General features: G+C 43.3%; 29 protein-coding genes. 9 read left to right on the top strand and 20 right to left on the bottom strand.

Annotated features, from left to right (window positions below):
- Positions 1 to 17: 17 nt before the first annotated feature.
- The 3 genes from C508_RS19935 to C508_RS0116125 form a co-directional block, all read right to left on the bottom strand.
- Complete coding sequence (locus tag C508_RS19935; protein ID WP_281167295.1) at positions 18 to 416, bottom strand: phage tail protein; 399 nt, start codon at positions 414 to 416, stop codon at positions 18 to 20.
- 472 nt (positions 417 to 888) lie between these two features.
- On the bottom strand, positions 889 to 1,326 hold the full coding sequence (locus C508_RS19930) for a phage tail protein (RefSeq protein WP_071595802.1): 438 nt from the start codon (positions 1,324 to 1,326) through the stop codon (positions 889 to 891).
- 78 nt (positions 1,327 to 1,404) lie between these two features.
- Positions 1,405 to 2,271, bottom strand: coding sequence for a hypothetical protein (locus tag C508_RS0116125; protein WP_018704608.1), 867 nt, complete (start codon positions 2,269 to 2,271; stop codon positions 1,405 to 1,407).
- A gap of 49 nt (positions 2,272 to 2,320) precedes the next feature.
- On the opposite strand from C508_RS0116125, the gene C508_RS0116120 reads away from it, so the two are divergent.
- A complete protein-coding gene (locus C508_RS0116120; protein ID WP_018704607.1) occupies positions 2,321 to 3,022 on the top strand; it encodes a hypothetical protein in 702 nt (233 codons plus the stop codon).
- Between the two features lies 1 nt (position 3,023).
- On the opposite strand, the gene C508_RS0116115 is transcribed toward C508_RS0116120, so the two are convergent.
- The 3 genes from C508_RS0116115 to C508_RS0116105 all read right to left on the bottom strand — a co-directional run bounded on the left by C508_RS0116115 (position 3,024) and on the right by C508_RS0116105 (position 4,576).
- Entirely contained in the window at positions 3,024 to 3,407 is a 384-nt protein-coding gene (locus tag C508_RS0116115) for a type II secretion system protein (protein ID WP_018704606.1), read from the bottom strand.
- Between the two features lie 15 nt (positions 3,408 to 3,422).
- Positions 3,423 to 3,770, bottom strand: a complete 348-nt coding sequence (locus C508_RS0116110) for a type II secretion system protein (RefSeq protein ID WP_018704605.1) — start codon at positions 3,768 to 3,770, stop codon at positions 3,423 to 3,425.
- 116 nt (positions 3,771 to 3,886) lie between these two features.
- Positions 3,887 to 4,576: a PspA/IM30 family protein gene (locus tag C508_RS0116105; RefSeq protein ID WP_018704604.1), complete on the bottom strand. Its 690-nt coding sequence runs from the start codon at positions 4,574 to 4,576 to the stop codon at positions 3,887 to 3,889.
- A gap of 131 nt (positions 4,577 to 4,707) precedes the next feature.
- Here C508_RS0116105 and C508_RS0116100 point away from each other — a divergent pair, with 131 nt between their 5' ends.
- Both C508_RS0116100 and C508_RS0116095 read left to right on the top strand, forming a co-directional pair.
- Complete coding sequence (locus C508_RS0116100; protein WP_018704603.1) at positions 4,708 to 5,172, top strand: PIN domain-containing protein; 465 nt, start codon at positions 4,708 to 4,710, stop codon at positions 5,170 to 5,172.
- 102 nt (positions 5,173 to 5,274) lie between these two features.
- Complete coding sequence (locus C508_RS0116095; protein WP_018704602.1) at positions 5,275 to 5,667, top strand: hypothetical protein; 393 nt, start codon at positions 5,275 to 5,277, stop codon at positions 5,665 to 5,667.
- A gap of 41 nt (positions 5,668 to 5,708) precedes the next feature.
- Here C508_RS0116095 and C508_RS20425 read toward each other — a convergent pair whose 3' ends face one another.
- The 3 genes from C508_RS20425 to C508_RS0116080 form a co-directional block, all read right to left on the bottom strand.
- Positions 5,709 to 5,852, bottom strand: coding sequence for a hypothetical protein (locus C508_RS20425; RefSeq protein WP_018704601.1), 144 nt, complete (start codon positions 5,850 to 5,852; stop codon positions 5,709 to 5,711).
- Positions 5,853 to 5,954: 102 nt separating this feature from the next.
- Positions 5,955 to 6,491 (bottom strand): hypothetical protein, encoded by a 537-nt coding sequence (locus C508_RS0116085; RefSeq protein WP_156817658.1) that lies wholly within the window; start codon positions 6,489 to 6,491, stop codon positions 5,955 to 5,957.
- Positions 6,466 to 7,206 carry a hypothetical protein gene (locus tag C508_RS0116080; RefSeq protein WP_018704599.1) on the bottom strand — a complete coding sequence of 247 codons (741 nt, stop codon included), beginning with the start codon at positions 7,204 to 7,206 and terminating at the stop codon, positions 6,466 to 6,468. Before C508_RS0116080 ends, C508_RS0116085 begins: the two co-directional genes overlap by 26 nt.
- A 193-nt stretch (positions 7,207 to 7,399) precedes the next feature.
- On the opposite strand from C508_RS0116080, the gene C508_RS0116075 reads away from it, so the two are divergent.
- The 3 genes from C508_RS0116075 to C508_RS0116065 are packed head-to-tail and all read left to right on the top strand — an operon-like array spanning position 7,400 to position 9,546.
- Positions 7,400 to 7,921 carry a hypothetical protein gene (locus tag C508_RS0116075; protein ID WP_018704598.1) on the top strand — a complete coding sequence of 174 codons (522 nt, stop codon included), beginning with the start codon at positions 7,400 to 7,402 and terminating at the stop codon, positions 7,919 to 7,921.
- 18 nt (positions 7,922 to 7,939) lie between these two features.
- Positions 7,940 to 8,305 carry a hypothetical protein gene (locus C508_RS0116070; RefSeq protein WP_018704597.1) on the top strand — a complete coding sequence of 122 codons (366 nt, stop codon included), beginning with the start codon at positions 7,940 to 7,942 and terminating at the stop codon, positions 8,303 to 8,305.
- Between the two features lie 14 nt (positions 8,306 to 8,319).
- Positions 8,320 to 9,546: an FtsZ/tubulin family protein gene (locus tag C508_RS0116065; RefSeq protein ID WP_018704596.1), complete on the top strand. Its 1,227-nt coding sequence runs from the start codon at positions 8,320 to 8,322 to the stop codon at positions 9,544 to 9,546.
- Positions 9,547 to 9,595: 49 nt separating this feature from the next.
- Here C508_RS0116065 and C508_RS0116060 read toward each other — a convergent pair whose 3' ends face one another.
- From C508_RS0116060 to C508_RS0116010, 10 genes are all read right to left on the bottom strand, one after another.
- Positions 9,596 to 10,072: a type II secretion system protein gene (locus C508_RS0116060; protein ID WP_018704595.1), complete on the bottom strand. Its 477-nt coding sequence runs from the start codon at positions 10,070 to 10,072 to the stop codon at positions 9,596 to 9,598.
- Between the two features lie 201 nt (positions 10,073 to 10,273).
- Positions 10,274 to 10,720 (bottom strand): type II secretion system protein GspG, encoded by a 447-nt coding sequence (locus C508_RS0116050; RefSeq protein WP_018704593.1) that lies wholly within the window; start codon positions 10,718 to 10,720, stop codon positions 10,274 to 10,276.
- Positions 10,721 to 10,739: 19 nt separating this feature from the next.
- Entirely contained in the window at positions 10,740 to 11,960 is a 1,221-nt protein-coding gene (locus C508_RS0116045; RefSeq protein WP_018704592.1) for a type II secretion system F family protein, read from the bottom strand.
- Between the two features lie 35 nt (positions 11,961 to 11,995).
- Positions 11,996 to 13,660, bottom strand: a complete 1,665-nt coding sequence (locus C508_RS18965; RefSeq protein ID WP_018704591.1) for a GspE/PulE family protein — start codon at positions 13,658 to 13,660, stop codon at positions 11,996 to 11,998.
- Entirely contained in the window at positions 13,657 to 14,925 is a 1,269-nt protein-coding gene (locus tag C508_RS0116035) for a type II secretion system protein GspD (RefSeq protein ID WP_018704590.1), read from the bottom strand. Before C508_RS0116035 ends, C508_RS18965 begins: the two co-directional genes overlap by 4 nt.
- 1 nt (position 14,926) lies before the next feature.
- A complete protein-coding gene (locus tag C508_RS0116030; RefSeq protein ID WP_018704589.1) occupies positions 14,927 to 15,586 on the bottom strand; it encodes a hypothetical protein in 660 nt (219 codons plus the stop codon).
- 14 nt (positions 15,587 to 15,600) lie between these two features.
- Positions 15,601 to 16,269, bottom strand: coding sequence for a hypothetical protein (locus C508_RS0116025; RefSeq protein WP_018704588.1), 669 nt, complete (start codon positions 16,267 to 16,269; stop codon positions 15,601 to 15,603).
- A 17-nt stretch (positions 16,270 to 16,286) separates the two neighbouring features.
- Positions 16,287 to 16,715 (bottom strand): PilN domain-containing protein, encoded by a 429-nt coding sequence (locus C508_RS0116020; protein ID WP_018704587.1) that lies wholly within the window; start codon positions 16,713 to 16,715, stop codon positions 16,287 to 16,289.
- Complete coding sequence (locus C508_RS20510; RefSeq protein ID WP_018704586.1) at positions 16,693 to 17,841, bottom strand: hypothetical protein; 1,149 nt, start codon at positions 17,839 to 17,841, stop codon at positions 16,693 to 16,695. Before C508_RS20510 ends, C508_RS0116020 begins: the two co-directional genes overlap by 23 nt.
- Before the next feature lie 13 nt (positions 17,842 to 17,854).
- Entirely contained in the window at positions 17,855 to 18,484 is a 630-nt protein-coding gene (locus tag C508_RS0116010) for a CPBP family intramembrane glutamic endopeptidase (protein WP_018704585.1), read from the bottom strand.
- Between the two features lie 208 nt (positions 18,485 to 18,692).
- On the opposite strand from C508_RS0116010, the gene C508_RS0116005 reads away from it, so the two are divergent.
- The 3 genes from C508_RS0116005 (at position 18,693) to C508_RS0115995 (ending at position 22,721) form a co-directional block, all read left to right on the top strand.
- Positions 18,693 to 21,233: a TonB-dependent receptor gene (locus C508_RS0116005; protein ID WP_018704584.1), complete on the top strand. Its 2,541-nt coding sequence runs from the start codon at positions 18,693 to 18,695 to the stop codon at positions 21,231 to 21,233.
- A gap of 47 nt (positions 21,234 to 21,280) precedes the next feature.
- Positions 21,281 to 21,976 (top strand): M48 family metallopeptidase, encoded by a 696-nt coding sequence (locus tag C508_RS0116000; RefSeq protein ID WP_018704583.1) that lies wholly within the window; start codon positions 21,281 to 21,283, stop codon positions 21,974 to 21,976.
- Positions 21,977 to 22,094: 118 nt separating this feature from the next.
- A complete protein-coding gene (locus C508_RS0115995) occupies positions 22,095 to 22,721 on the top strand; it encodes a CHC2 zinc finger domain-containing protein (protein WP_018704582.1) in 627 nt (208 codons plus the stop codon).
- A gap of 38 nt (positions 22,722 to 22,759) precedes the next feature.
- Here the strand turns inward: C508_RS0115995 and C508_RS0115990 are convergent, their stop codons facing one another.
- Positions 22,760 to 25,225: a hypothetical protein gene (locus C508_RS0115990; protein ID WP_018704581.1), complete on the bottom strand. Its 2,466-nt coding sequence runs from the start codon at positions 25,223 to 25,225 to the stop codon at positions 22,760 to 22,762.
- Between the last annotated feature and the right edge of the window lie 26 nt (positions 25,226 to 25,251).

Genomic DNA, 25,251 nt, shown 5'->3' with positions numbered 1-25,251 from the left:
CCTTGGGAAGTTTCCAGTCAATATTTGATACAAGGAAGCAACGCAATATTATGTGGCCGTGTTTCATTTCCTCCTGTGTACCAAGTAAATATTTCAATTCCAGATTGAGGGTTAGGATTCCAACCGCCGCTATGATCGGGGGGCAAATATACAAAATTTGCATCACCTCCACCAGCACCATGAGATCCTGCTTCAATTTTATGATCATGCTTTTGAATTTGAAAGTCTTGCCAACTACCAAACATTCTTCCGGCATCTGGCGTACCTACTTTGTCATGTGACCAACCTCGAATAAATTCACCACGTAGATCCGGTACCGTAGCGCCGACAATAGCGGCCAATGACGGATAGGCCGCCGTTGGTTGTCCATTGCACTCTAGGAAACCATCCGGCGGCGCAGGAGCCGCATACCAGATTACCGTACCTACGGGAATAGCAGCACTTCCTTGGGAAGGTTATAGCTTGATAATCCAATGAACGGCCATATAAGGAGGAAGAGTATTATGGGGCTGGTCGCCGCCTGTATTTTTAGTCGTAACGATATTGGATAATAACCCACCTATGCCAGTATAGGCATGACCAACGCCATTCCCAAAATCTTGGCTATATATACCGGATGTTGTATGAGAATGAGCGGGTAGTTCATTGGTTATCAGCTTGTGCATGCGTTCACCAGCTGCGTCCCCAAGTGTGTACACTACGCTACCGTACGCATCACTCCATGCGCCAGTACCAATAACTGTCCGCCCCTTTAGATCCGGTGTACCATTGCTGCCGTCGCAGTAAGCGAAGCCAGTCGGAATAGACGCTAGATCGCCGTACCAAGGAATAATGCTACCGGATGGCAGAGTACCACTTCCTTGGGAAGATTACTTTGGCACAATACTGTTATTTTGCTCTAATTAAAAATTTAACTGCTGTATTTAAAGGTCTATTTTCATTATCGGTTGGCATAACGTTTTTTAATGAGAATTTAATGATATGCCCATTTCCAGATCCATTATTTTGCAAATCAAAATTATAGGCAGCTCCCGTGCTAAAAACACCTGTCGGAGATGGTGCCCCAATTGGAGTATAACCAGAATATCCAGTCACTGAGTCGTCACCCAAGAAAGATCCCTCTGCATTTCTCGAAGAGTCACCTTGTATAACACCCATACTCAAAGAAGAATGATTTACCGTTCCATAAATATCAGTAAAGAGTTGTGAACCATAGCCTCGAAGAAAAAGACCTTGATAGTTTGGAACATTACTACCAACTATGGTAGCAAGCGATGGGTATCCTGCGGTTGATTGTCCATTGCATTCAAGCCAAACCCCTTCCATTGGATTTATAGCAACAGGCCAAATGATGACCGTTCCAATTGGAACACCTCCCGCACTACTTCCTTGGGAAGATTCCGTTTATAATTTCATAATGTAAGCCAATGCATAATATGGAGGACGAATATCAATTGGGATATTAGACCACCCAGATGAAATCAACGCATACGATAATGAACGGGTAAAAAACAATGACTGAGAATTAACAGTGGTTGCTTCCGATCTACATAACTTGTCATATTGATAAGTATTCCCAAAACTAGTGTTAGCCGCGGTGTCGAAAAATCCCGATAGCACCCAAAAGTTCGCAAGTGATGATAAGGCTGAACTTGGTAAATTAGATGCTTGGAGAGTAACTTGTTCCGTTCCACCAGATACTTGTGGTGCGTACTTATTTCCCGAACCAATGACAAATCTGTCTTTTAAGTTTGGTGTGCCATTCGTTCCATCACATAAAGCCCATCCAAAAGGAATTGACGTATTACTACCAGACCATAAACATATCGTTCCCGATGGAATACTGGTAACACTTCCTTGGGAAGATAGGGGTACGTCCAAAGACATCCGGGGGGTAGATTCGCTTGGTTTGTAAACATTTATTGTGGCAGTTCTTTGAAAAGCACCACTTCCGAGGTCAACGGGAGTACCTAATACTACTTCTCTTTCGAAATTTGTTCCTGTCACGGCTGCCCGTGGCTCATCTGCCATTGATGAATATCCCTGAGCGATAATTTGGCTTGATTTGGCTTGGGCAATGGCCTGCGTTTGTAAGCCGGTCCTCATGTTCCCCAAGGATACGAATGAGGAACTAAATAAACCAGCAAAGCCCACCGCCAAGCCGGCAAGAAGGGTTCCGGTAATAATTACGTCGGCCAGCATAAAACCAGCCCGTTTCTTTTTTACGGAAATAATACTTCTCAATTTTTGCATCCATTGAAAGTTATTCATACATTTTCTCCTTTCGACCGTATACTAAAATAAAGGAGGCTGATACGCCATGAACAAGAAGCTATTATTGTCCATTGCACTGTTCACCCTATCAAACATTGCAACTGGCTTCTGCGATGGAAAAACGTCCATCGAGTTTGAACCCCCTGAAAAACCGCCGGAACAATCTTCCAAGCCGAGTCCTCAGAACACGGAAACATCCCGCGCCGTTATTTTGCGTCCATCCGAATCACCATCCACAGTAAAATGTAAAACCGATGAAAAAAAGTTGATTTTAGGCGTTGCCGCAAAAGAATGGTGTTCTGCTTTTGAGGTATTTCCACAAATAAAAGATATTGACGTTTTTTTTGAGGAAATATGCAAAGCGGAAGATGGTTGGTATCTAGCTGATATGAACCTAATGCGCGAACGGCCAAAACAAGAAAACCCCATTTATCTCTACCATCAAAAACAATTAGACCGTCTTACCGTCAAGCCCCACCCCGCGCTTGCACGAACCAACCCGATTCTTCTAACCAAACAAGACCTGCCCTTCTTCATCAATTGGCTCTATTATGCCGTTAAAGCAAGGCCCGAATTAACAGCAGAAGAAATGGCAAAGCTTACTACGTACTTGGCTGCCTATAAGTCTCGTATTGGCAACATTCAAACCGTTGACCAAGAGGTTTTAAAGCAGCTGAGTACAAACAAGCAAATCCCTGACATTATGGACTACCTGTTGCAAAAAACGCCCCGTAAAAAAATCTCTTAACTTACGGATAGGTTCCGGTTATATTCTTTCCGGCTTTAGCTTGGCTCGCAGCACTCAATCCCAGAGTGACTGTCGAGCCACTTATTGTTTTGGTAAATGCATTTCCCCACGGATCAATTAGTTGGGTACCATTCCAAAAGTCTCCTGAATTAAGGTACCCTTCAGAAATTAAATTCGCATCTGCGGCCGTTGTATTGTTTATTGAGTAGTAAAGCTTTTGCGCATCACAAATTGCCTGGACATTAGCAGACGCTTTTGAAACCTTCATATCAGTAAAAAATCCTGAAAAATACAATCCCGCCGTTCCTACTAAAAGAGACACGACTATCATTACAAGCAATAGTTCTAATAAAGTCATTCCCTTTCGTTTTTTCATAATGGCCATATTCCCACCTCCCTTTTAATAGTAGCTATAAGGAGACACATACGTACTCCCGTTTTCTAATACTACGGAAAGCCGATATTCCTTATTTTCATTTCTTACTTGATACGTAAGTCCATTAACGGAAAACTTTTTAGGAATTAACTCTTTCGTTCTCAGATCCTCTAATGAATCTGGATATTTATGGCTAAACTGTTGATAATGCATCGTTAGCGCACGATCTACTGATAAAATTTGGTCTTTCTTGATATCCGCGGCCATACTTTTGCTCGTGCTTCCTGACACAAACAAGAAAACACTTAGCGATGCAATGATAATCGTCACCAATAAAATCTCTGCGATCCCAAAACCATTACGTTTTTTCATTTTCTTCTGCGCCTATTAGTTACGGCGCCCTCCTTTCAAAGGCTTCTATTTTTAGTATACGGAAATAAAATAAAAAGCTGCCCCAAAGAGGAGCAGCTTTCAACTTTTTTATGGCCTTATTGTGCTTTTTTTGCAAAAAGCTCTTCGAGCCGGTCGTCCATAGATTTTTCTTTTTGTTGGGTTTTGAGAGTTTGGATGCCCTTACGGTAGGCCAATTCTTCCGTTTCGTTACCAAATTCTTTGCGCATCTCATTGGAAGCTTCTTTTTTTGCAAGCTTCTCTTCCATTCGAGTGCAATTGCCAAACTCGCCACTAATTGGATCAAGCGCCAATTTTTCTTGTGCATCTAAAAGACGAGAGTCCGCATCTACTTTGCGTAAGCGAGCCATGTATTGAGCCTGTTTGGTTCGAGCTTCCGTCAAGCGAGAGCGAAGATCCTTGTACTCTTCTTTCATTCGATTTACACTCGCTTCTTTCTCCGCGACAAGGCGGTTCAGTTCAACCTGCTGCTCTCTTAAAGAGTCTTGTTTCGTCAAGTTATGCCGGGCCAAGTCCTTATTTCCATTTTCAATAAGAAGCTCCAGTTCCGCTTCCAAGTTTTTAAGATGGCTATCCAGCTTATCAAGCTGGTCACGGTAGCGGCTTTCCTCAGAACGCACCAAGTTTAGCTGCGTGGAATATTCTTTTACTGCTTTTTCTGCTTCCATAACAAACTGATTGATCTCTTGCTCTGGGGAAACGGCCTTATCCATAAGTTGCTCCAAGTTAATGGACAGAAACGCTTTTACCGAACTAAAAATTTTCATTGTGTTCACTCCTTGTCCTAATTTCTAAATTCAGCATATCATATTATTCACGCAGAAAAAAAAGAGCTCATCTCTTTTCACAAATCCGCACAAAATCAAGTAAAATAAGGATAGAAAGGAGTTTGATTATCATGTCACGCCAATTTAGTAATATTTTTATTTTAGATACCAACGTGATTATTAACTTCCCGGATATTCTTCAATATGTTAAAACAACGGATATCTGCGTTATCCCGGAAACCGTGATTATTGAACTGGGGAAAAAAAGATATTACTGTGAAGACAATTCGCCTATGGCCATTGCCATTGACCAGGCAACTCGTCTTCTTGAAAAAAACAATCCCAATATTATTATTGCTCCTTTTACTGACCCCGAAGACCATCTTGCGTTAAATGCCATTCGTGGAGAAGCTGCGGACTCTGCGGAAACGGTTATCAATGACGATCTGATATTATCCGTAGCCTTACGTCTTAAACATCTAAATCCCCTCTTTGTCACAAACGATCGGGAGTTACTATCTAAAGCGGAAAAACAAGAGATTCGCACTTCCCGCCTACATGCATTTTTAAGGGATCGTAAGATCCCCTTTCAATAAACCAGACCTCCAATGGAGGTCTTTTTTTTATAGAAAAACACCATGCTATACTTTTCTTATAAACAAAAAGAAGAGCCATTATGGCTCCAAGGAGGATTTTATATGACCAACTCGATCAAGGCACGTTTAGACGAACAGCGTACTGCTCAACAAGCCATTAGACAGTATGTGTTGTTCAAACTCATTTCGGTATGTACTTTTTGCATGTTAGTTTTAGTAATATTCTCTATTCCTAATTTTGCAGAGCGGGATGCCCGCGTGTGCTACCCTACGGCTTCACAAGAACTGCGAGAGGATTTAGCATCGGCCGTAGTCGATGCGGCTAAAACTTTCGAAGTTCAGACGTCGCATATTTGGGGGGCATTGGTTGCATCTGGAGTAACCGAACCGACTCCATCTGATGTGTTTGCCGCAGCACGCCAACTGCGTAACGCTAGATTATCTGGCGCTGGTGTACCGGCAATGGTAGAACGAGAATCAAAACGATTTGAATAAAAGAAAACCCTTTCACTGTATGCAGTGAAAGGGTTTCTTTTTTAATTGTAGCGTTGGCCCCGGTATTCTTGGACCACAGTATGACTGGTATTTCCGGAAAACACCTTAGCAATTACACCACTGGTAACCGCTAGAATTGCAAACCCCAAACAATACATAAGAACCGTGTTCGCTACAACTGACATAGAAAATTCCTCCTTGGAGCCTATGGCTCAAATTTTAGTTTACATCTCTAGTATAACAAGCTGACAGTGAAAATCAAAAGAGCTGCCTAGGCAGCTCTTTTCTTAGGGAGTTTTATCTCGTTGCAAAGAAATAATCTTATCGATAGTCCGTTTGGCTTTCGCCGCTTGGGCTGCATCCCAGTGGTTTTCTTCAAAGATAGCAGCATAGGAATCTAATAATTGAACCAACCCGTTATGGTCCTGTTGTTCATACGGAGGCGGTGTTAATTCTCTGACCTTTGTTGCCACTTTTTCTGCGTCAACCTTCATTTTTTCAACATCTTCTTGGATTTGTGAACTACTCAGCCCATGGGATACGCCGGGGCGCCGCTGGTCGATTCTTTCCAGCGAATCCTTTACCTGAAGCAGTATCATTCCGTGTTTTTGCAACGGAATAAGCTCTCGCATTAAATACATACGGTAGGTGTTTTCTGGAAGTGTGGGAATCGAATTGGGACGCTTGTCTAACGATACAGGCGTTTGCAAATCCTTTTCCATCGATACTGGCGCGTAATTACGCCCGCAGCCGCTAATAAAGACCAGCAGCACAAGCATCGAGAGAAGCCAGCCTATTTTATTCCTCATAGTCATCTTCTTCAAGTTCCGCATCCTCCTCTTTCTTCTTCTTCCGATACCACCAATATGCGCCGGCACCCATAACCCCTAAGAAAGCCAGGGAACCTATCAGATACAACGCACCATTCGTGCCAGGCTTTTGTTTAGGAGTATTTGCGTCCCCGCTAGGGAACTCTTCGAAGATTGGTTTTTTATATTCTACACGCTCTGGGGGAACCTTTCCTGAAACCATATCCTGCTGGGATTGCCTTGGTTTCAAACGGTTTACTAAGCCAAGATATGCACTGATCCGAGGAACGGTGCTAAGAAACGCTCCCTCATACTGTTTGGATTTCAATTGCGGTACTAAATAAGTATCTGCAATATGGCAAAGATAAACCGGTGAAACGGTGTCCTTTAAGTCCGGATGCAAAACAAATTGGTAGTCTTGCTCTCCAAGGCGGTAGAACAAAAAAACTGTTTGCAGCGACGGATCTACTTTTACATAATTTGAAAAAGCCTTATTTCGAATTTCTTTAAAGTCTGCTTTCACATCAGCTGGCACCAAAAATAATTTAAACTCAATCCCCGGAGACTCTTTTTGGATGGCTTCCACTTGTGAAGTAATTTGCCGTAAAATTTCAGGACGTGCTAGCTGCGTAGCTCCTTGAATCGGATCAATGCCTGATGGCTCTGCTGCCATGGCACTGCTGACAAGAAAAAAGCAAAAACTAAAAACAATCGCTATTTTTTGGAGCAATGGTAAAGCCTCCTTTGTAGATTATCTTCTTCTTTTAGTATACGGACAAAAGAAGCTTTTCATTTTAATCCCGAAAAAAACTGTTTTCGAAAATAATTTTTTGAATTTCCTAAAACCATTTTCACAAATTCACGCAAATTCACAATTTCTACGTATACTAAAAATAAGGAGAAAAATATAGGAGGTTGTAAACGTGGTTGATTTTCGTTCCATCGTAACCAAGGTAAAAAATTTCAAAATGACTCCTGCCGAATTTCAGCGGTTTTTAAAAACCGTAAATGAACGGCAAATCTTAAAAGTCATTGTCGCTTTACTGCTATTATTTTTACTGATTGGAATGCTATTGCAAGAAGATCCGGCAGATGGGTTTAAAAAGACCGTAGAACGCTTTGTAAGGGCCACCGCTGAATACGACCCAGAGGACTCTATTCGGTATACCACCGATAAAACAAGAGCGCTGGTAATGGCGCAGGCAGAGCGCGTGGCCAAGGCCCGAGCGAATGGGTTGAAAACGTCCATTGAAACCGTACAGACCAACATCGTATCGCAACGAAGCAACTACATTTCGGCGGAGGTTTTAGTAAACACGGTTGAAAGTTGGCCTGGGAAGGAGCCTACACGATATACGCACGTATTTGTAATGGAAGGCGAACGCGTTTCTCAACAGTGGAAAATCACAAAAATTCTCGAACTGCAAACATCGCAACGACAATAAGGAAGGGAGGACTCCATCGTGAGTGAGTGTTTATTTTGCGAAGATTGCTTGGAAATATTGGCAAGGCTTTTGGTGGATAATCAAAATCCACATACACTGACAGAGCAATATATCTTGTATTGTTTGGATCTGCAAAGAAAAAATTTTTCTCGAACAGAAGAACACCTGTCTTTGGCTACCGCAGGCATGTCAGTCGCGGAACTGGTTCGACAAGGGCCAAAAATTGCAAACAAAAAAATCTCGCGTCCCCAACTGGACGCAGCTGCGGCTAGTCTAATTTCAAAAGGATTAGTATCGCAGTATCCCGGAAGAGCAAGACCCATTATTCTTCGGTTAACTCCAGATGGAGTGCAGGTTTCTCAATATATCCAATCAAATATATAAAAGGAGTGGTCAATGTGTTAAAACTGGGTTTTATTGGTTGTGGTCAATTTGGTGGACGTCTGGCAAATGAATTTGCGTTATTTGATTATGAGGCAATTGCAATCAATACAACGGAAAAAGACATGGCAACCTTGGATTACATCGCGCCGCAGAATCGGAAAACCATTACTCTTCCCTCTTCTAAAGGCGGCGCCGGCAAAGATCCGTCCATTGGCGAAGAAGCAGCCATCTATCACGGAGAAATGCTTTGCGACTTCATTAAGGAAAAAATGGCTGGCTGCGACCGCGTATTTGTTTGCGGCGGCCTAGGCGGCGGTACCGGAACTGGCTCTATCAACATTCTGGCCAAGATTTTATTGCATTTGGAGATTCCCGTTGGTCTGATTTTCACGATTCCCGCCAAACAAGAAGACGCCATTGTCAAAACTAACGCTATTGGTGGCTTAAAGGGCATTACTACGCTTGCCAATGAGTACACCCTGCCGATTTTTCTCTTTGACAATGAGCGATTGCAGCGCTTCTCGCAGAAAAAGAACATCAACCTCAGCGAGTGCAATAAGATCTTTGCGGCCGCTCTTCACAGCTTCAATATCCGCGCCAACAATAAATCACACTACCGCACCTTTGACGAAGCGGATTACCAGCGTTTGTTCGAGGTAGGAGGCCTTATGGCGGTTGCCAATATTCACATGCCCAGCGAGGATTGCTTTGAAAGTGTAGAATATCCTATCAAGCAAATGATGATGGAATTAAAGGACCATCCATTTGCCCCGGTAGAGCCACAAGAAGCCATGCAAGCCGGTATTATCATCGAAACCAAAAAGAAACTTCCATCGGAAAAAATGAACCACCTGGAATTAGCCATTGATTTTGCACAAACAGCCATCTTGCCAGGGGGCTCTGGAAACGTATTTGCCGGCTTGTATGCTTCAAAAGCCGATATTGAAGAAGAGGAAACAAACGAAACCTCTATTCGTATGTCTGTCATTTTAGCCGGCGCTCCTCTCCCCCGCGAGCGCATTAACGAGCTGCATGAAGAAGCACAATCGGGCCAAGCCATGCTGGAGCAAAAGCAAAACAAAACGATGGATTCCTTGAATTTAGAGGATCTAGGCGGGCTTAAAAACGTACTAGGTAAAACCAAACGCCCGCCTCTCAAATTATCCTTTGCTCCTGCTCCTGGAGAACAAACTACCAAGAACAAAAAATTATCCTTTGGCGACAAACTTTTTAACCGGTAAGAACAACATACAGAAAAAGCCTTGTGCTCACAGCACAAGGCTTTTTCTGTTAGAAATAGACCGTAATGGCGGTCCCTCCGTTGGCAGTAGAAGTAATGGTCCGCTTGGCTACATCATAAACGTATTGATTGCCCCAAGGATCTTTAAAGGTGCTGGCGTCCGAAGTCCAGCCGTTTCGAGTAACAAACTTGGGTTTGGCAACTCCATCATTGGACTGCGCCGCTGTTAATCCCGTCATCAAGGAGCCTAAGTTGGCCGGCGGGTTTCCTGCCACGGAATTGATTTGATACTGAATGCAAGCCTTTGCTAAAACGTCGAGTTCGTCTTTCACCTTCGTTGTCTTAGCACCATCCATAATTCCATCATAGAAGGTATATGCTACCCCTACAATGAGCGCCAATACGATCATGGCAATCCCTAACTCAACCAGGCTGAAACCGTTTCTGCGCTTTTTCGGCTTAACCATCCTTCTTAATTTTTGAAGAGAAAATGGCTCCATGTTCCCTTGTTTCACAACTGCTTCCATGTGAAATTCCTCCTTAGATTTGTTAATTAAAATAACCTATACCGGCTGCCGCGCATGTCTTTTACGCTCATGACTATGTAAAAGTTATCAGGCCTGCAACAATAAAAGCCCCTATTACTATAGCAATGAACATTTCAGTATAGGCAAAACCATCCCTCCGTTTTAGCAACAATGCTTTCATAACCTTATTCCTCCTTACTATTATTGACCAAAGACACCTACGTCATCACCGCTAAAGGCTGCGGGAATAGCACTGCCGCTACCGCCGCTATTGTTTGTCTTATCCTTCCCCAGTGACCAAATTGCAAATCCTGAAGTGGTTCGTCCATACGCATAGGGAGAAGTACCACCGGTTCCATCAATCCCCGCACTCGTTGTACCAAATGGATCAGCGGTTGGTAATGGTTTTAACCAGGGTCCATAAATTCCCGATGCCGTTGTCAATGCTTCGAGATTGGGAGGGTATACGCCCATGTCATACTTATAAGAGGTAACCGCATTGGCAATAGCACTGACTTGTGTTCGCGCTTGGCTTATTTTGTTAGTATCATTTCCTTTTGTAATACTAACAGACGCGATCCCCACAATTATGGCTATACCAATACAAACCAGCAATAGTTCAGGGAGCGACACACCCTTGCGTTTCATTTCATTTCCTCCCTTCTAGTTAGTAGGACAGAGATTTAATGCCGGAGTAGATCGAAATCATTGGCAAATACGTCGCCAGCATAATAAAGAGAACAATCCCAGCCATAGGTACTAAAACAAACGGTTTTATCATGGTCTGGAATCGCGCCGACTCCGTTTTAGTCATTTCTGAATAGTATTCGGCAGCATCGGCTAACAATTCTTCAGTCTTGCCGCTACTTTCACCGGTTGCTAAAAAGTTGATGGCAATGTAATCGAAAAATGAAGAAGGATCACTATCACGAATTGCTACCGCCAAAGGCGCCCCGTCTTGAATCTTCGTTCTTGCTTGCTGCAAAATATTCTGCGCTTTAATATTGCCCATCGCTTCCCCGGCATACGTTAAGGACTCCATATAATTAACGCCGGCTTTGCGTAACGCCCAAAACGTTTTACAAAAACGATACATGAGTACGTTACGGTAAATGAGCTTATAAACTGGTACTTTAATGAACATACCATCATAGCGCAAGGGGTAGGTCCGCTTGTACCAGCGATGAAAGTAAATGGCCCCGGCAACTCCCGCAATTACCAAGTACCAAAAAGCGGTCACAAAATCGTAAATACCAAATACGATGCGAGTAGGTAATGGCAGCTCAATTCCTAATTCCACGTAAAGCCCTTGAAACTTCGGAATGAGAAAGAAAATAAGAGTGAATACGCAGCCAGCCATGAGCGCCATCAAAAAACCAATTTCCAGCATAACTGTTTTTATGACTTCTTGAGTATCACCAGACTGCTTTAAATATAAAGCAACTTCCCGAAAGCCAGCTTCTAATGAGCCCGCTTCCTCATTAGGCCGAATTAGCCGGGCACATATAATCGGAAACACATCTTGTTTTTCAATAGCACCGGCTATGTCCATACCGCCTTCCACGTCCCGCCGGACTTCATTGATGGCTTCTTTTAATCGCCGGTTTCGCGTTTGCTTACTAATCAAATCCATGGCTTTATTAACGGATTCCCCTGTCGCCTGGAAAGCAGCTAATTGCCGAAAAAACAAAAACAGATCCCATGTTTTTGGCCGCGGGTTAAATGCTTTTTCGAGCCATGAAGCCGAGTCTCTTTCTTCTTTCAATTCTTGAAGACTTAAAATGCCACGGCGTCGTAGCAATTCAATAGCTTCTTTTCGGCTTTTAGCGGAAATCGTACCATCAAAACTTTGGTTTTGGCGATTTTTACCTTTATACGAAAACTCCATGCTTCAGATGACCTCCTTCCGAATCGGACCCGAAGCTAGTCTTCGGATCGAAGTTTGTTTTCCCCATCGTAGAAGACGCGGATCACTTCATCCAACGTTGTAATGCCTTGTTTAACCAGTGATAGACCACGGTCCCACATCGTAACAAACTTCTTATGCTTTTGCAGCCACAAGGTGTTATCAATCGGATCTGCATTCTGGATAAACCGGCTTCGGGTGTGATTATCGAACGTTAATATTTCAGGTACTACCATTCGATCATAGTAGCCGAGATTATAGCACCTGGGACACCCTCTTCCCTTTTTCATATGTCCCTGGCTCAAATAGTTTTGCTCTTCGCTATTTAGACAGTTCCATAATTCATCACTTGGGGTGTAATCTTCAGAACAATACGGACAAATCTTCCGAACTAGACGCTGTGCCACAATGGCCAGCATTTCACTGTATAGCATAGAGGGTGCAACGCCTAGCGTAAGCATACGGTTAACCGTAGATACTGCATCATTCGTATGCAGCGTAGTGTACAGCAAATGGCCTGTTTGAGCCGCTTCAATGGCGGTTCGTGCCGTTTCTTTGTCACGGGTTTCACCGACTAGAATTACATCCGGATCTTGTCTTAAGAAGGCTTTCAGCACAACTGCAAAATCCATGTTTTCCTTTACCGAAACTTGAGTAAACCCATCAACGTGATATTCGACTGGATTTTCGACGGTGCAAATATTAAGGCTTTCCGAATCATAGGTGTGCATTAAGGAGTAAAGAGTTGTTGTTTTGCCTGAGCCGGTCGGGCCTGCAATTAAAATCATGCCATGCGACCGCCGGCTAAGACGCATCAACATTTGAATTTCTTCTGGCCAAAAGCCAAGATCTTCTAAATTTAAAGCCGTTTTATTGGTGTCCAATACGCGTAAAACAGGCTTTTGGGCACCAATGTCAGTGGGCAAAAAGTTTAAACGAAAATCAACCTTTCGATGATTTTCTGTTTCGGAATCGACTTGGATTTTTAAAGAACCATCTTGAATTTCTTTTGCTTTGCCAATGTCTAATTCCGATAGGATTTTGATTCGGTTAGTAATAGCTTTGGCATTCTTTTTGGTTAGAGGAATAAATTGATCGGACACATCAATTAACACGCCATCAATCCGGAATCGTATGCGAATATTCCCATTTGCATACGGGTCCATATGAATATCCGAGGCGCGCCGTTCAATCGCGTGTCGAAAGAGCGTATCAACAAATTCCGCGCTAGGACCGGTCATCGACTGGGTATCTTCCTCTTGTTCTTCTGGCTCTTCTTCAACCGAGGTGGAAACAAAGTTCAGAGGAACCTGATTAACCGCGCAATGCTCAATGGAGATTTGATAATGGTGATTGATCCCCTCCCGGAGATTCATCTTATCGGTAAACAAGAAATCGATACTCACGCCGGCTTTTCGTTCCAATTGAGGTAGTACTTTTGCTACATCAACACTGTCTGCGACGACCTGCAAAATTTTACTCGTTGGATCGAAATGGAGAGGCAAAATACTATATTGCTTCACTGTATCAAGATCGATCATTTTGAGAACATCCGGTGGAATTACGGCTTCTTTCAAAACCATATCCGTTTTTGCATCTTTTAGGTTCGAAGATAATACGTTTGAAGATTCCCCAAAACGATCCTCTAAGCGTGAGCTATGAAAAATCGTGCCTCTTCTCATTGCGTATTTTCCTTTCCTCTAAGAGATGCCTCGTAGGGAGCTTTATCTCCATTGACAAGACGTGCGGACGAGGCTCCCTTACTAACGTATTCTTCTGGAACGTCGGCGCTGCTTAACTCATCCAGCAAGATTGGGGTAACAAAGATAAACACTTCCGATTTTGTCTTAGTGTTATCTTTGTGTTGAAAAAACTTCCCAAAGAAGGGCAAATCGCCCAAAAGGGGAATTTTGGTCAGATTATTCAACTCTTCATCTTTGATCAGGCCGCCGATAATTACCGTTTCACCCGAGCGAACCCGAACGGTTGTTTCCGCCTCGCGAATGGCTACCTGCGGCGCCGTTACGTTGTTTTGCTCAATCATTTTTACAATAGCACTAACCGTAGGATGGATTTTCATGGTGATATATTTACCGTTAATGTCATTGACTCGCGGCGTGACATTCAGTTCCACGCCAACCTTTTTATACTCAACATCGGTGGTTTTCGTTCCGTCCGTTGCTACCGTTGTTTTAAGGATTGGCACATCGTCAGACATGCTGATTTTTGCTTCCAGTCCGTTGAAGGTAGTAATGGAAGGTCTTGCAATAATAGAACCATTCGTTAAGATTCGGTTTGCATCGAAGGTAGTCGTATAGCTGAATTTCCACGGAGACTTCGTAGAATCATAGCTGTTCCAGCTATAGGTAAAGCCGAGTTTTTCCGCGTCAGTCCGATCAATTTGAATCATTTGCGCTTGAATCATGACCTGTTTAACCGGAACGTCCATCTCTTCTAAAATTGCTTGCGCTTTTTTTAGATTACCCGGCGTACTGTCTACCGTTACACTAGATTCCTCATTGTTAATAGCAATTTTAGATTCCGAAATAAACGTAGCAAGCTTTTCCTTGGCCGACTTCAGATTGGTGTGATGCAACGCAAACGTCTTTACTTGCGTCGCCATCGTATCGTTGGGACTTACTAAAATTATCCCGTCTTCAATCGTCCAACTGAAATTGAAGGCCTTACCCAACTTTTCTAAAATGGTTTCAAAGGTCAGATTATCAAAACGGGCAACCACGGTACCATCAAGTTTTCCAACCACAATGATTTTATTGCCGGACAGATACGAAAGTGAATCTAAGGTATCCGTAAGACGGGTATTTTTATATTCGGCCGAAATCAAAACAGGATCTGCGCTTCCTTCTGCGAAAGCCGGCGGCGAAGCCGACAATAAAAACAATGCCACAAACAACACCCTTACAACTTTGCCAAAAGCCTTATGCATATTATTTTCCTCCCATTGGAATAATTGGTGTCGGTGCACCACTTCCATTACTGGCGCCACTGGAACCCGATTTTTCGGATTCTTGGGATATACCCCGTTGTAACGCATAATACGTTCCTCCAATAGTTGCCCCTTCCGAGGAAATGCTTTCAACGCTTCCTCTCGGCGTAGCGCTGCCAACTTCTACATTGATGGTTTCGTTGCCCATCGCTACAACAGCAACGTACCTGCCGCCGCCTTGCAGAATGGCTCTTAATTGCATGGTGTTGGCATACGCCGCATTAGCTGCCCCAGTTCCCGCACTCTGAAAACCTGGCATTCCCGGAATAGGGGGTGCTCCAAACGGGGCTGCACCTCCTGTTGCCGTTGCCGTTCCAGACCCGCCACCTCCACCAGGAAAATCTACAGTACTGCCATTGGGCGTAAGCGCAAAAGGAGAAGCAATTGCACGAAGCTCCTGGGCAGAAATAGTTGGACCAGCGTTATTAGGTAACGTATTGCCTGTTGCTGGATTTACAACCTCTACGGTAGCTGCATTTTTAGCTGCTTCCTTTTTCGCATTTGTATAGGAAAAAAAGGAGTATAAAATAGTTGCAGAAGAGACCATGCAAATAGCGAAGACTGCGATTTGTTTGTTTTTGGACAGTTTATTTAAATTCATCTATTTACGGCCTCCTATTCTGTGTAAATTTTATAACGGAAGGTTGCTTTTATTTGCGGCGGCCCTTCAATTTTTTGTGTAGCTGCGTTTGTTACGCCAGGGGCTGCAGCTTGAGGAGTTTGCGTGGGCGCTTGTGGTTCCATGCGGAGGAGCTTGATATTTATAAAAGAACTGCTTTTCGGTAAATCAATAAGTACCTTTCGAACATTATCCCAGCTGCCGACCACTACGGCTTCGTATTCAACGCCTGGCGGCGGTGCTGCGGCTGCTTCTTTGCCTGCTTGTGCTCCCCCAGGTCCAGCCGGCGCCACTTTGGGGGCAGGCGGCGTGTTAACCGTAGTGATTCCCTGCACATCTACGCCTAGTTGTTGCATGTGCTGGATAATATTGTTTTGAATCTGGGCAACTTCGGTTTTGGGAATGGGTGCACTTCCTATATTTAGCATTAAGGTTTTCCATTCATTTTCTTTTTGGGATACTTGTTCTTTTATGGCTGCTAAGTTTTTTCGCTTTTCGTTTTGTGCACGAAATTCTTCTTGTTGAAGATTGTAAAAGTGCAAGAGCCCGCCAACAATACAAACCAATGTACCGATTATGGCTGCTTTCTTTGCGAAATCTTTTCGGTAAAACTTGAACTCTTCGTCTTCGCTTTTAAGGTAGTCCCAATAGCCCGTAAGCTTCATAACATGTCCTTTCCCAACTACTTGGCTGTTAACGCCTTTAGCTGAAATGTTTTTACGTTTCCGTTACTGGTGCCGATTTTTTCCATAACCGCTCCAGAGATGATGGTCTTGTCGCTTTGCTGCAGCTTTTCGACAAAATCCTGAAAATCAGAAGCCTTTCGGCCAAAACCTTCTACTACTACCGAACCTGATTTTTGCCCTTCTCCTACTTCTACTTTGGTTAACCATACACCGTCCGGCCGGCGAAGGATTACCTCTTCCATCAATAAAACAATGGGCCGACGCTCTAATTGCGCTTTTTGAAGAATATCAATCCGTTTTTGAGTATCGGTAAGGTGCTGCGCATTTCGCTGATATTCTTCGTCTAGTGCTTGGCCGGTCATATTTCCGGGATAATACTTCTGTATTGCAATTACAGACCCGCTAAGCAGAATGAGAAGGACCAAAAAAACGCTGCATCCTTTGAGCCACTTTTGTCCTCTGTTCATTATTCTCAGGCAATATCTCCGCTCTATCTCCATTGCCTCCATAAAGTTCGTCGTCGGCATCCACTTCCATGATTCGTTCCGGTTCATAGTTTTGCTCCATCCTTTCATAGATCGACTTCAATGCAAGCCCCAATGGTGCAGCAAATTGCTGGATGTCTGCGTCATCAAAATCAGAGGAGTCTATCATTAAAGAGAGCGGCATTGTTCCGATACGCTTTTGCATTTGATGGCTGCCGCATTCGGTTCTGAATTTGTCAGTTAATTCCTTTCTGGCAGTGCCAATAATAAAGACGGGCGTTTCGCTTGCGCCATGATCTTCTGTCATATCTAGCTCATATTCGTCGCGAATACTCAAATGGCGGTAAAAACGATAGGCTCCATCTACTCCATCTAGTATTTCCATATATCCCAAAGATGGCTTTTGCAAAGAAAAGATTCCTTTGTCTGGAACGAACGTAGTCAGAACCAAACAGTCTTCCTCTACATCGGCAACACAGGTGCTTCCATATTCAAGACCTAAATACCGGAAAAGTCCTACCGCTTCTGGTTCAATGCTTCGAATGTCCATATTGGCAATATCTGCCCCGGCAATAAGCAATTCTACAATCGCTCGTTCCGTACAAGAGGAAGATATGAACGCCCTGGTGCCGGATTCATCAATAGGGATGGCCATGATCTCATTAACCACCAGTGCATTTTCGTCATCATACTCTAACTGCCTCATGTAATTTGACAGAATTTCATTTTGCCGGTCATCGGGGTTTTTAATGCTGCTTTCAAAACAATCAAGCGGCGTTAAGGAAGCAGGTAATGAAATATTTACCTGATAGTTACTGGAGCCAATCTCTTGGAAAACTCGCAGGAAAAATGCTGCAAGCTCTTCCGGGTTTTGTTCTGCGATCGCGTATGCGATGGTATCAAAACGCAACATTCGTTTAGGAACAAACATATTTTTTTTCAGTTTTCCTGCAACTACCAAGGTTTCTTCTTTTCGAATGGAAATGGATAAAATGTTTTCTCCCCCAGAAAGATTCAACGAAAGCTTGGGAGGTTTAAAATTCATAGTTGGTTTACCAAATTTCATCAGAGTAGCCTCCTCAAATTTTTGTCATGAAGCTCAGTAAGATTTGCAAAACAATATTGGTGAAAATCACAAGTGATAAAGCCCGTACTCGCTCGTAAAAGAAACACTGGACCATTCCAACGACAAACATAGAGCCAATTAACAAAAGATGTGTATGAGAAAGTCCATATACAACACTGGAGATTAAAGCTGCTGCAAAGGGCGCCATTCGATTTGCAAGATTACCATACAGAAAATGTCTAAAAAAATACTCTTCTGCAATGGGTGCCAACCCAAACGTCATAACTGCACCGAACAGCCCATATTTTTCAAGGACAACGGGAACAGGTGAAAAAAGGACGGTTGCTTCGGCAATATCCATCATCTCTTTTACAAACAATACCCAGGGCAGCATGAGAACCCATAATACAAGACCGCCCAGCAATAACCATGGTTCCGTCCGAATATATTTCCACCCGATATCCAGTCCCAAAAGCGGTTGAGTCTGGGAATAACGCATAGAAACCATAAGCATTAGAGAATATAAAATTACGTAAAATGCCATCAGTCCGTCGGCTCTTCCCATGAACACCCAACTAATCGCAAAATACATAATGGCAGGCACGAATACTACAATGGAAAATCCTTTTAGTGTAGCTCCCATACAATAACCTCCTTGTTCTATTAGCTAATTTTTATATAGCTCTATCCCCAGTTGTGTCTCAATGATTGGGTCGCTTAATTTTAGTATACGGAGAAAAGCTCAATTTCATGGACGAATGAAAAAAGATTTAATTTTTTCTTTCTTAAGAAGGAACAGTTCAAATCTCCGTATACTAAAATAAGAAGCCTTTCAAGGGGGTGATCTATATTTGAAATTCAACATAAATAGTCAATCAAAACGAGGAGTTGCTTTAGGGTTAGCCTTGTTTTTTGCAACTTCTTCTGTTTCTCAAGCTGCAGCTACGTCCAGTATTGGAGCTATGGCTCCTGGAAATGCGGAAGTTGATGCGATCCGAAACATATCAGGGAAGCTATCATCTCCTATTATCAACACCCTTTCCATGACGGATGGCCTTACGCGCTACGAACTTGATCTTTTAGAATCGTATTCTCTCCTGCGAGGTTATGAAGGGTCTGCACAAATGGACCCTGATACAATAAAACAACTCAAACAAGTGGCTTCGTCCGCAGGAAACCGCGTTTCAATGGTCATGCAGAGTACCCAATTAGTAGAAGCGGTTAATTCGCTCAAGCTTCCTGCAGCTCCGGTACAGCAGCAACCAACCAGTGGCGGTAATGCCGCGTTTGGTGCACCACCCATTCCCTCTTTAGGCAGCTCCCTATTTCCCTTTAACCGTCCCAGTCAACCTGCTGCATCGCAATCAGCGAAGCCGGCAGCTCCGCCTCCCAAGAAATTAGATTCCATCGATGCATTATCCGATGTGCCGGAAAAGGAAGCTGCCACCTATACCGCAAAGGGACTTCCCTCCGCGGCAGCCGCGCAAGGAGCACCCAAAGCCGAAGAGAAAAAACCGCCACTTGTTCAAATGTCTTTCGAGCATATCTTGAAGTACCAAGATACCGGCTCTGAAGGCAGGGAAATCTATGATACCACCAATAATCTGGATGCATATGGGAACCCTACCAAGAAAAAATATGAATCCTCTCATTACATGACCGATCAGATTCTTGCGAAATTTGCTTTTAATGCCAGCAAAGCAGTTCAAATAACAACCGGCCTTAGAGCTTACAACGCAAATGGGTTTGTCGGTGAAGGTGGATCTACTTATTCCTTTGATAATCTCGTGGCCTTAATCCAAAATAAACATCGCATCACCTACGGACGTTTTAATGAATCCTTTGGCAAATACAATGTGGATTTAAGCGATGTAAAAGGGATTGAGTATAATTACCAAAACAAAGACACAAAAGATGAACTCACTGTATTTAGCGGGAAAACGGGTCAATTTGTAGACCCAGAGTATAACCAGGGAAATGCACAGAATGTCATGGGTTTGCAGTACAAAACCGAACGACTTATAAAGAATTTCACTACCGCTCTTTCGTATGCTGCTGGCAAAGAAATTGCGATACCTTCTAATAAAAAATCAGTTTTCACGTTCGGTTTCGATGGAAAATTGGGACCAGCCACTACCTTAACCGGTGAGATTAACCGTGGTAATTCGGAAACAGAGGGAGCGCCTTCCCAAAGCATCAGTGCTATCTTTATGGATATTTCTCATGCTTTCAGTAAAAATGTTCGCAGCACATTCCATTTTGTTAACGTAGATAGCAACTATGCTTCGTTTGTAAAAGGAACTACAGGAGGTACTTCTTCTTCTAACTCTGGTTCACCGGATTATCCATACCCAGCTGGCAATAAGGGGTTTGATTTTTCTGTTGAGTCCATTTTGAAAGAAAATGTTGCCAAACTGAGTGCTAAGATCTCCCGGTACTCCCAGGATGAAAACGGCAATCATGACATCCAAAAAATTGTTTTAGGCGGTGATTACGCTTGGAGAGCCTTTGATAAGCAAGAACAAAAAGCGGAAGTGTTGTTGAGTCTTCAAATGCAAAACAATGCGCAAACCAGTGCGAATGGTTATAAAAGCGCTGGGACAACGATCACAGGCACGGTGAACGGCACTTATATGTTGGCCAAGGATATGGCTCTTAATCTGGGTTATACCTTTACCCGTGGCGATGATGGCGTAAATGGCAGTGAAACCAGGCTAGCAACCGGACTTTCTCGCGATTATCATCTAAGTGAACGAGTTACTGTCACCCCTGGCGTCGAATACGAGTACAAAAAGCGTAATCAGAGCGCCGCTGCCGGTCAGGTCGTAAATGCTCCATCGGCTATTGACTCCCGGCATTTTGAAGGGTATCTGAAAATCGCTTATGCGGTCATTCCTCAGGAACTTGTTACCTTCATCACCTTCAGCCGCAGTAAATATGATGTCAATCAGCCAGAAATTGATACTTCAACCGGCTATAATGTAGATGGTGAAAGTCGAAATGTTTCAGGTGTTGCTTTAGGCGTTGCTTGGGAACCAAAGTTTTTAGAAGGATTGACAACCAAAGTCAGCTTTGGCAAAGACCATGTTAATCATTTGGATAAAGGAGTAACATCCGATCAGAATGTTATTTCTGCAGGAATCAGTTATTCCCGCAAAGTCACGGATCAGGTTAATGCGACGGTCTCTTATGACTACACTCGCAAAAAAGACTTGAGTATGCCGGAATACGACGAGCTAATGCAAAAAATCGGCGCACAAGTCGATTTGAAAGTCGGTAAAAACTCATCCATTCAGGTATCCCACTCTAGCGAACGTTATTACCGGGCTAATGATCCTTCTAACAACTCTTCTGGACATACAACCCAAATTGAAATGGTGAATCGCTGGTAGAAAGGAATGAAAGCCTCCACATTTGTGGAGGCTTTCATAAAACAACCATGATGAAGTGGCTATTCTCCCTACTCTTTCTTCTTTACCTCTCCCCGGTTAGTGCCGCTCCTCTTCCAAACTTAGATAAGGCGTATGAATTCCAACAAGGACAGCTGCTTTCAAGTCAGTTTGAAATGAATTGGCAACTCATCGAAATCGGCCCTTCTGTTGATGCATTGCAAAAAACGTCTAAACGCTTGCTTAAGGCCCTAGGCAATAAAAACCAACCCTATACAGTAACGCTGGTTAAACGAAATGATATCAACGCCTTTTCCTTCCCTAATGGTAGGATCTATGTTACAAAAGGCCTAATCAACTACGTGCAAAATCAAGATGAACTCGCTTTCGTTATCGCCCATGAGATAGGGCATCAGGAACATGGCGATTTTCTTTGGGCTGCTAATCGGTACATTCAGCAAGAATTAGGCAAAGCTTTTGGACCCACTTCGGCAGCCCAAATGGAACGGTTTAAAAACATTGCCGGCGCCGCCGTTATTACTTCTGGCTATGGGGTGGAACGCGAATATTGGGCCGATGCGTTTTCTCTTAGATTAGTAAAAAAAGCCAAATTCAATCCAAAAGCAGGCTTAAAGCTATTTCAAAGATTATTACAAGATAGCCAAAGCATGGACGAAGCAGATGGACACCCTTCTTTAAAAAACAGAGCCGATAAGCAAGAAGAACTTCTCCACCTAAAGCCATAATAGATTGATTAAGCCCGCCAAATTGGCGGGCTTTTCCACTGTTTTGAATCAATAGAAATTTACCGATACAATTAGCTTATAAACTACAATATGCCTTTTAGGCTTAAGGAGGAATAATATGATACTATTTAAGGATTTAAAAGCTCTGTACAGTATCAGTGATGCTCTGGCCGACCTTCAATTAGAAATTGTCGGCCAAAAAGGAACAGAGGTCCGTTGTCGCTGTGTTATGTCTGCGCAGAATCATCAAAATGGCGACCAAAATCCTTCCATGTATATTAACTTGGAAAAAAACTTCTTCAAATGCCACTCTTGCGGGGTATGTGGGGACCAATTTCATCTACTGGAATATGGATTAGGTAAAACGAGAGGCGAAGTATGGCGATATGTCAATGAACGATTGGGCTATAACCAGACCAATTCATCGCCTGCAGCACCGCCTCCGGTACCGTTAGCCCCTCCGCAAAAATGGCAGCAGAAAGACGCGTTCTCGGAAATATGTCAGGATAGCATTAACGATTGCTATGACGTATTTGAGAAACTGGGAAGCGCCTATGACGAAGGCCATTTGAACGTTTCTCCAGACGTAATGAACAACATCCAAAGCGCAATGACCCGTCGAACAGACCGAATCCAATGTTTGGACATTTTTGAAGATCCAAAGCTCGCTGATAATGTACTCCATGAGCTATGGGATTTTACGGAACGTATGAAGCGATACCTACTGGAGAATATCCAGAAATAGAAAAGAGCAAGGCTGCCAATGCGGCGCCTTGCTCTTTTCTATTTGGAATTTAGCAAATCTCGAATGTCTTTAAATACTTCCCCGTTGGCCACTCCCTGGGTAGCCGTTATCCCGGGCCGTTCAAACACAGGCACCGGCTTAACTAATACTTCCTTGCCTCCGTTTTTAAACATACCATAGGAAACGTCTGATTCAATATTGCTCAAAATTCGATACGAATCATCTTGCAGCATTGCCACACGGACATTTTTTGCAATAGGCACCATGTCCTGGGGCGCTTTTTGATTTCTTAAAATGGAATTCACGGCGTCGCTCAGTTTGTCTCTTCCTGTAAATGCTTTTAATTCGGCTCCACTTTCGCTGATGATATTAACCGCATTTGGTTGTGCCTCTTTTAAATAGTTAATTACTTTGTTTACGGATGCATAGTTTGGAATCTTTTTTGCAATTAAATCGGCATAAATATCACTCGCATGATCCCAAATAGAATTATTTCTAAGAGCCGGAATCAGATTTTGAAAGTTCTGCATGAATTCACTTTGCGGTTTTCCCGCAAAATTGGTAAATAAATCTTTTGCAATCGCTCTAGAATAGGCGATTTCCCCTAATTTTGCCCCTAATGCACTATTACGAATAAAGCTTTCAAAAAGTCCTTTTGCCGCCAACCGCTGCGAAAAGCCAAGACTAATATCAGCCGTATAATTTCCTATTGATAACATGGCATTACGGATTGCCGTTGGAACAAATGTACCTCTAGCCGCTTCAACAAGGCTCATCATTTTTTGAGAAATTAACGGCGGAATGAACTTGCCGAACTTTTGAAGAACCGCTGCAGTTATAACCATTGTCCCTGCCGTAATGGGGTCCTGTTCAAAAAATGCAGTCATGTTGGAGATAGGGTGAAGAAGGAAGTTTCCAAGGGACTGTAAATCCTCCGTATTTCCTGTTACAAGGCCGACTAATGCCCATGCCAGGGTTAACCCTCCCCCAATTAAAAGGGCGCTTAAACCGGCAGCCAGGCCTGCAGGAGAAAAAATTACTACTGCTGCTGCCCCTAAGATAACCCCTAAGACCATAACTGCACCTCGAACTCCGCTTTCAGAAGCCCCTGTTGCAAGATAATCATTTAGATTAAAGCCAAACAAGTTGCTTACTTTTTTTGTAATCCCATCCGTATTACCATTCTTTAAGTCGTTAATAACGTCCCCTACCGATTGGTTAGGGTTATTGGGATTTGCTCCTGGGGAACGCACACCGCCCCCTCCACCGCCGCCAGACACGCCACCACCGCCCATCATGGGCGCCGTAAGGCTTGCTTGTGCATTATCTTTTAATTTTGCAAGTCGGTCTTGATCCGCTTTCCCTTGGTCTAATATTCCTTGAAGAAAGTCCGCATTGCCCTTTTTAAAATCTTTTTCAGAGGGTTTTCCGTTTACCCCCGTACCAGAGACTGCGCTTTTGATTTTTTCCGCGCTAATGGAGTTTGCATCGATAAAATAACTCCCATCGGGTGCCTTCTCGAGTTTCCCCGATATAAACACCTTATCCCCTACTTTAAACATATCACCGGTTCTCTTATTGGTCTGAACAACCATTTCTTTACCATCGGCATCTTTCACGGTCATTTTCCCATCCGAAACCGATGTAACTTCTACACCATCTAAGGGAACTTCATAACCACCAAATTTGGAGTTGCTGTTTTTCAAATAAGCGTCTGAGTTAGCTAACGCAGAAGAAACGGTTCCCGGCTTAATCTCTTGATACGTTTCTGAATTTTGCCCTTCAGCATTGGCTCCGAAAGAAGCAAACTTGTTAACTTTATAGTTGATAAAAAATGAGGCTGCCCCAATCCTTTGTCCGGCTGAATTATATACATCAATCACAGCTTGATTCATGGCTAAATCTTGGTAGACTCCGAACTTTGGGTTTTCATCTAATACAAAATATTGATTTGCTTCGACTTGCTTTCCCCCAACCTTTATAATTACTCGCGTATTAGACGCTTGTGCAATACCAATTCTTGCTCGAATTTTGTGGGGCTGTTCTGATGACGATTCAATCGGGTGGGGAGGGTCTACTGAAAGTGACCATCTAACATAACCCTTGGACTGATCCCAGCCGCTAGGCATATGCATCCATACGTCACTTGTTTTATGGCTATCACTATATATGGCATTTCCTTCTTGTTTTAATACAACCTCTTGACCGTTAGTTGCTCCTGACACAGCAACATCACCAGTTCCGTTTCCAGAAGGCTTAAATATGTTCTGTAAGACCTGCGAAACCATGGCAGCTTTATATATATTAGCTATTTGTCCTGGATTATACGGATCTAGTGAAGCGCCATACCCTGTAGGTATATTTATGTTTCCTCCCGTAAAGAAATTAGGCAGAGTCAACGTACCATTCGTTTGCTGATAGGGATAAAACGATGCTCCTGCGGTGCCACTAAATGTTAGTATAGCAAGGCTTGCAACTGCCGATAAAATCTGCTTAAGTTTCATGATTTAACCTCCCCATATATAGGTTT

Source organism: Anaeromusa acidaminophila DSM 3853 (assembly GCF_000374545.1).
GTDB lineage: Bacteria > Bacillota > Negativicutes > Anaeromusales > Anaeromusaceae > Anaeromusa > Anaeromusa acidaminophila.
Note: the sequence above shows the minus strand (reverse complement) of the source record. Positions and strands in the feature narration are given on the sequence as shown.

What these genes read in the sequence shown, in the direction of transcription:
- C508_RS0116095 (WP_018704602.1), top strand. Translation starts at nt 5,275, where the DNA reads ATGACCAACTCGATCAAGGCACGTTTAGACGAACAGCGTACTGCTCAA.
- C508_RS0116035 (WP_018704590.1), bottom strand. Translation starts at nt 14,925, where the DNA reads ATGCATAAGGCTTTTGGCAAAGTTGTAAGGGTGTTGTTTGTGGCATTG.
- C508_RS0115995 (WP_018704582.1), top strand. Translation starts at nt 22,095, where the DNA reads ATGATACTATTTAAGGATTTAAAAGCTCTGTACAGTATCAGTGATGCT.
- C508_RS0115990 (WP_018704581.1), bottom strand. Translation starts at nt 25,225, where the DNA reads ATGAAACTTAAGCAGATTTTATCGGCAGTTGCAAGCCTTGCTATACTA.
- C508_RS0116120 (WP_018704607.1), top strand. Translation starts at nt 2,321, where the DNA reads ATGAACAAGAAGCTATTATTGTCCATTGCACTGTTCACCCTATCAAAC.
- C508_RS0116030 (WP_018704589.1), bottom strand. Translation starts at nt 15,586, where the DNA reads ATGAATTTAAATAAACTGTCCAAAAACAAACAAATCGCAGTCTTCGCT.
- C508_RS20510 (WP_018704586.1), bottom strand. Translation starts at nt 17,841, where the DNA reads ATGAAATTTGGTAAACCAACTATGAATTTTAAACCTCCCAAGCTTTCG.
- C508_RS0116115 (WP_018704606.1), bottom strand. Translation starts at nt 3,407, where the DNA reads ATGGCCATTATGAAAAAACGAAAGGGAATGACTTTATTAGAACTATTG.
- C508_RS0116105 (WP_018704604.1), bottom strand. Translation starts at nt 4,576, where the DNA reads ATGAAAATTTTTAGTTCGGTAAAAGCGTTTCTGTCCATTAACTTGGAG.
- C508_RS0116050 (WP_018704593.1), bottom strand. Translation starts at nt 10,720, where the DNA reads ATGAAACGCAAGGGTGTGTCGCTCCCTGAACTATTGCTGGTTTGTATT.
- C508_RS0116110 (WP_018704605.1), bottom strand. Translation starts at nt 3,770, where the DNA reads ATGAAAAAACGTAATGGTTTTGGGATCGCAGAGATTTTATTGGTGACG.
- C508_RS0116125 (WP_018704608.1), bottom strand. Translation starts at nt 2,271, where the DNA reads ATGAATAACTTTCAATGGATGCAAAAATTGAGAAGTATTATTTCCGTA.
- C508_RS0116010 (WP_018704585.1), bottom strand. Translation starts at nt 18,484, where the DNA reads ATGGGAGCTACACTAAAAGGATTTTCCATTGTAGTATTCGTGCCTGCC.
- C508_RS20425 (WP_018704601.1), bottom strand. Translation starts at nt 5,852, where the DNA reads ATGTCAGTTGTAGCGAACACGGTTCTTATGTATTGTTTGGGGTTTGCA.
- C508_RS0116000 (WP_018704583.1), top strand. Translation starts at nt 21,281, where the DNA reads ATGATGAAGTGGCTATTCTCCCTACTCTTTCTTCTTTACCTCTCCCCG.
- C508_RS0116025 (WP_018704588.1), bottom strand. Translation starts at nt 16,269, where the DNA reads ATGAAGCTTACGGGCTATTGGGACTACCTTAAAAGCGAAGACGAAGAG.
- C508_RS0116100 (WP_018704603.1), top strand. Translation starts at nt 4,708, where the DNA reads ATGTCACGCCAATTTAGTAATATTTTTATTTTAGATACCAACGTGATT.
- C508_RS0116045 (WP_018704592.1), bottom strand. Translation starts at nt 11,960, where the DNA reads ATGGAGTTTTCGTATAAAGGTAAAAATCGCCAAAACCAAAGTTTTGAT.
- C508_RS0116060 (WP_018704595.1), bottom strand. Translation starts at nt 10,072, where the DNA reads ATGGAAGCAGTTGTGAAACAAGGGAACATGGAGCCATTTTCTCTTCAA.
- C508_RS19930 (WP_071595802.1), bottom strand. Translation starts at nt 1,326, where the DNA reads ATGGAAGGGGTTTGGCTTGAATGCAATGGACAATCAACCGCAGGATAC.
- C508_RS18965 (WP_018704591.1), bottom strand. Translation starts at nt 13,660, where the DNA reads ATGAGAAGAGGCACGATTTTTCATAGCTCACGCTTAGAGGATCGTTTT.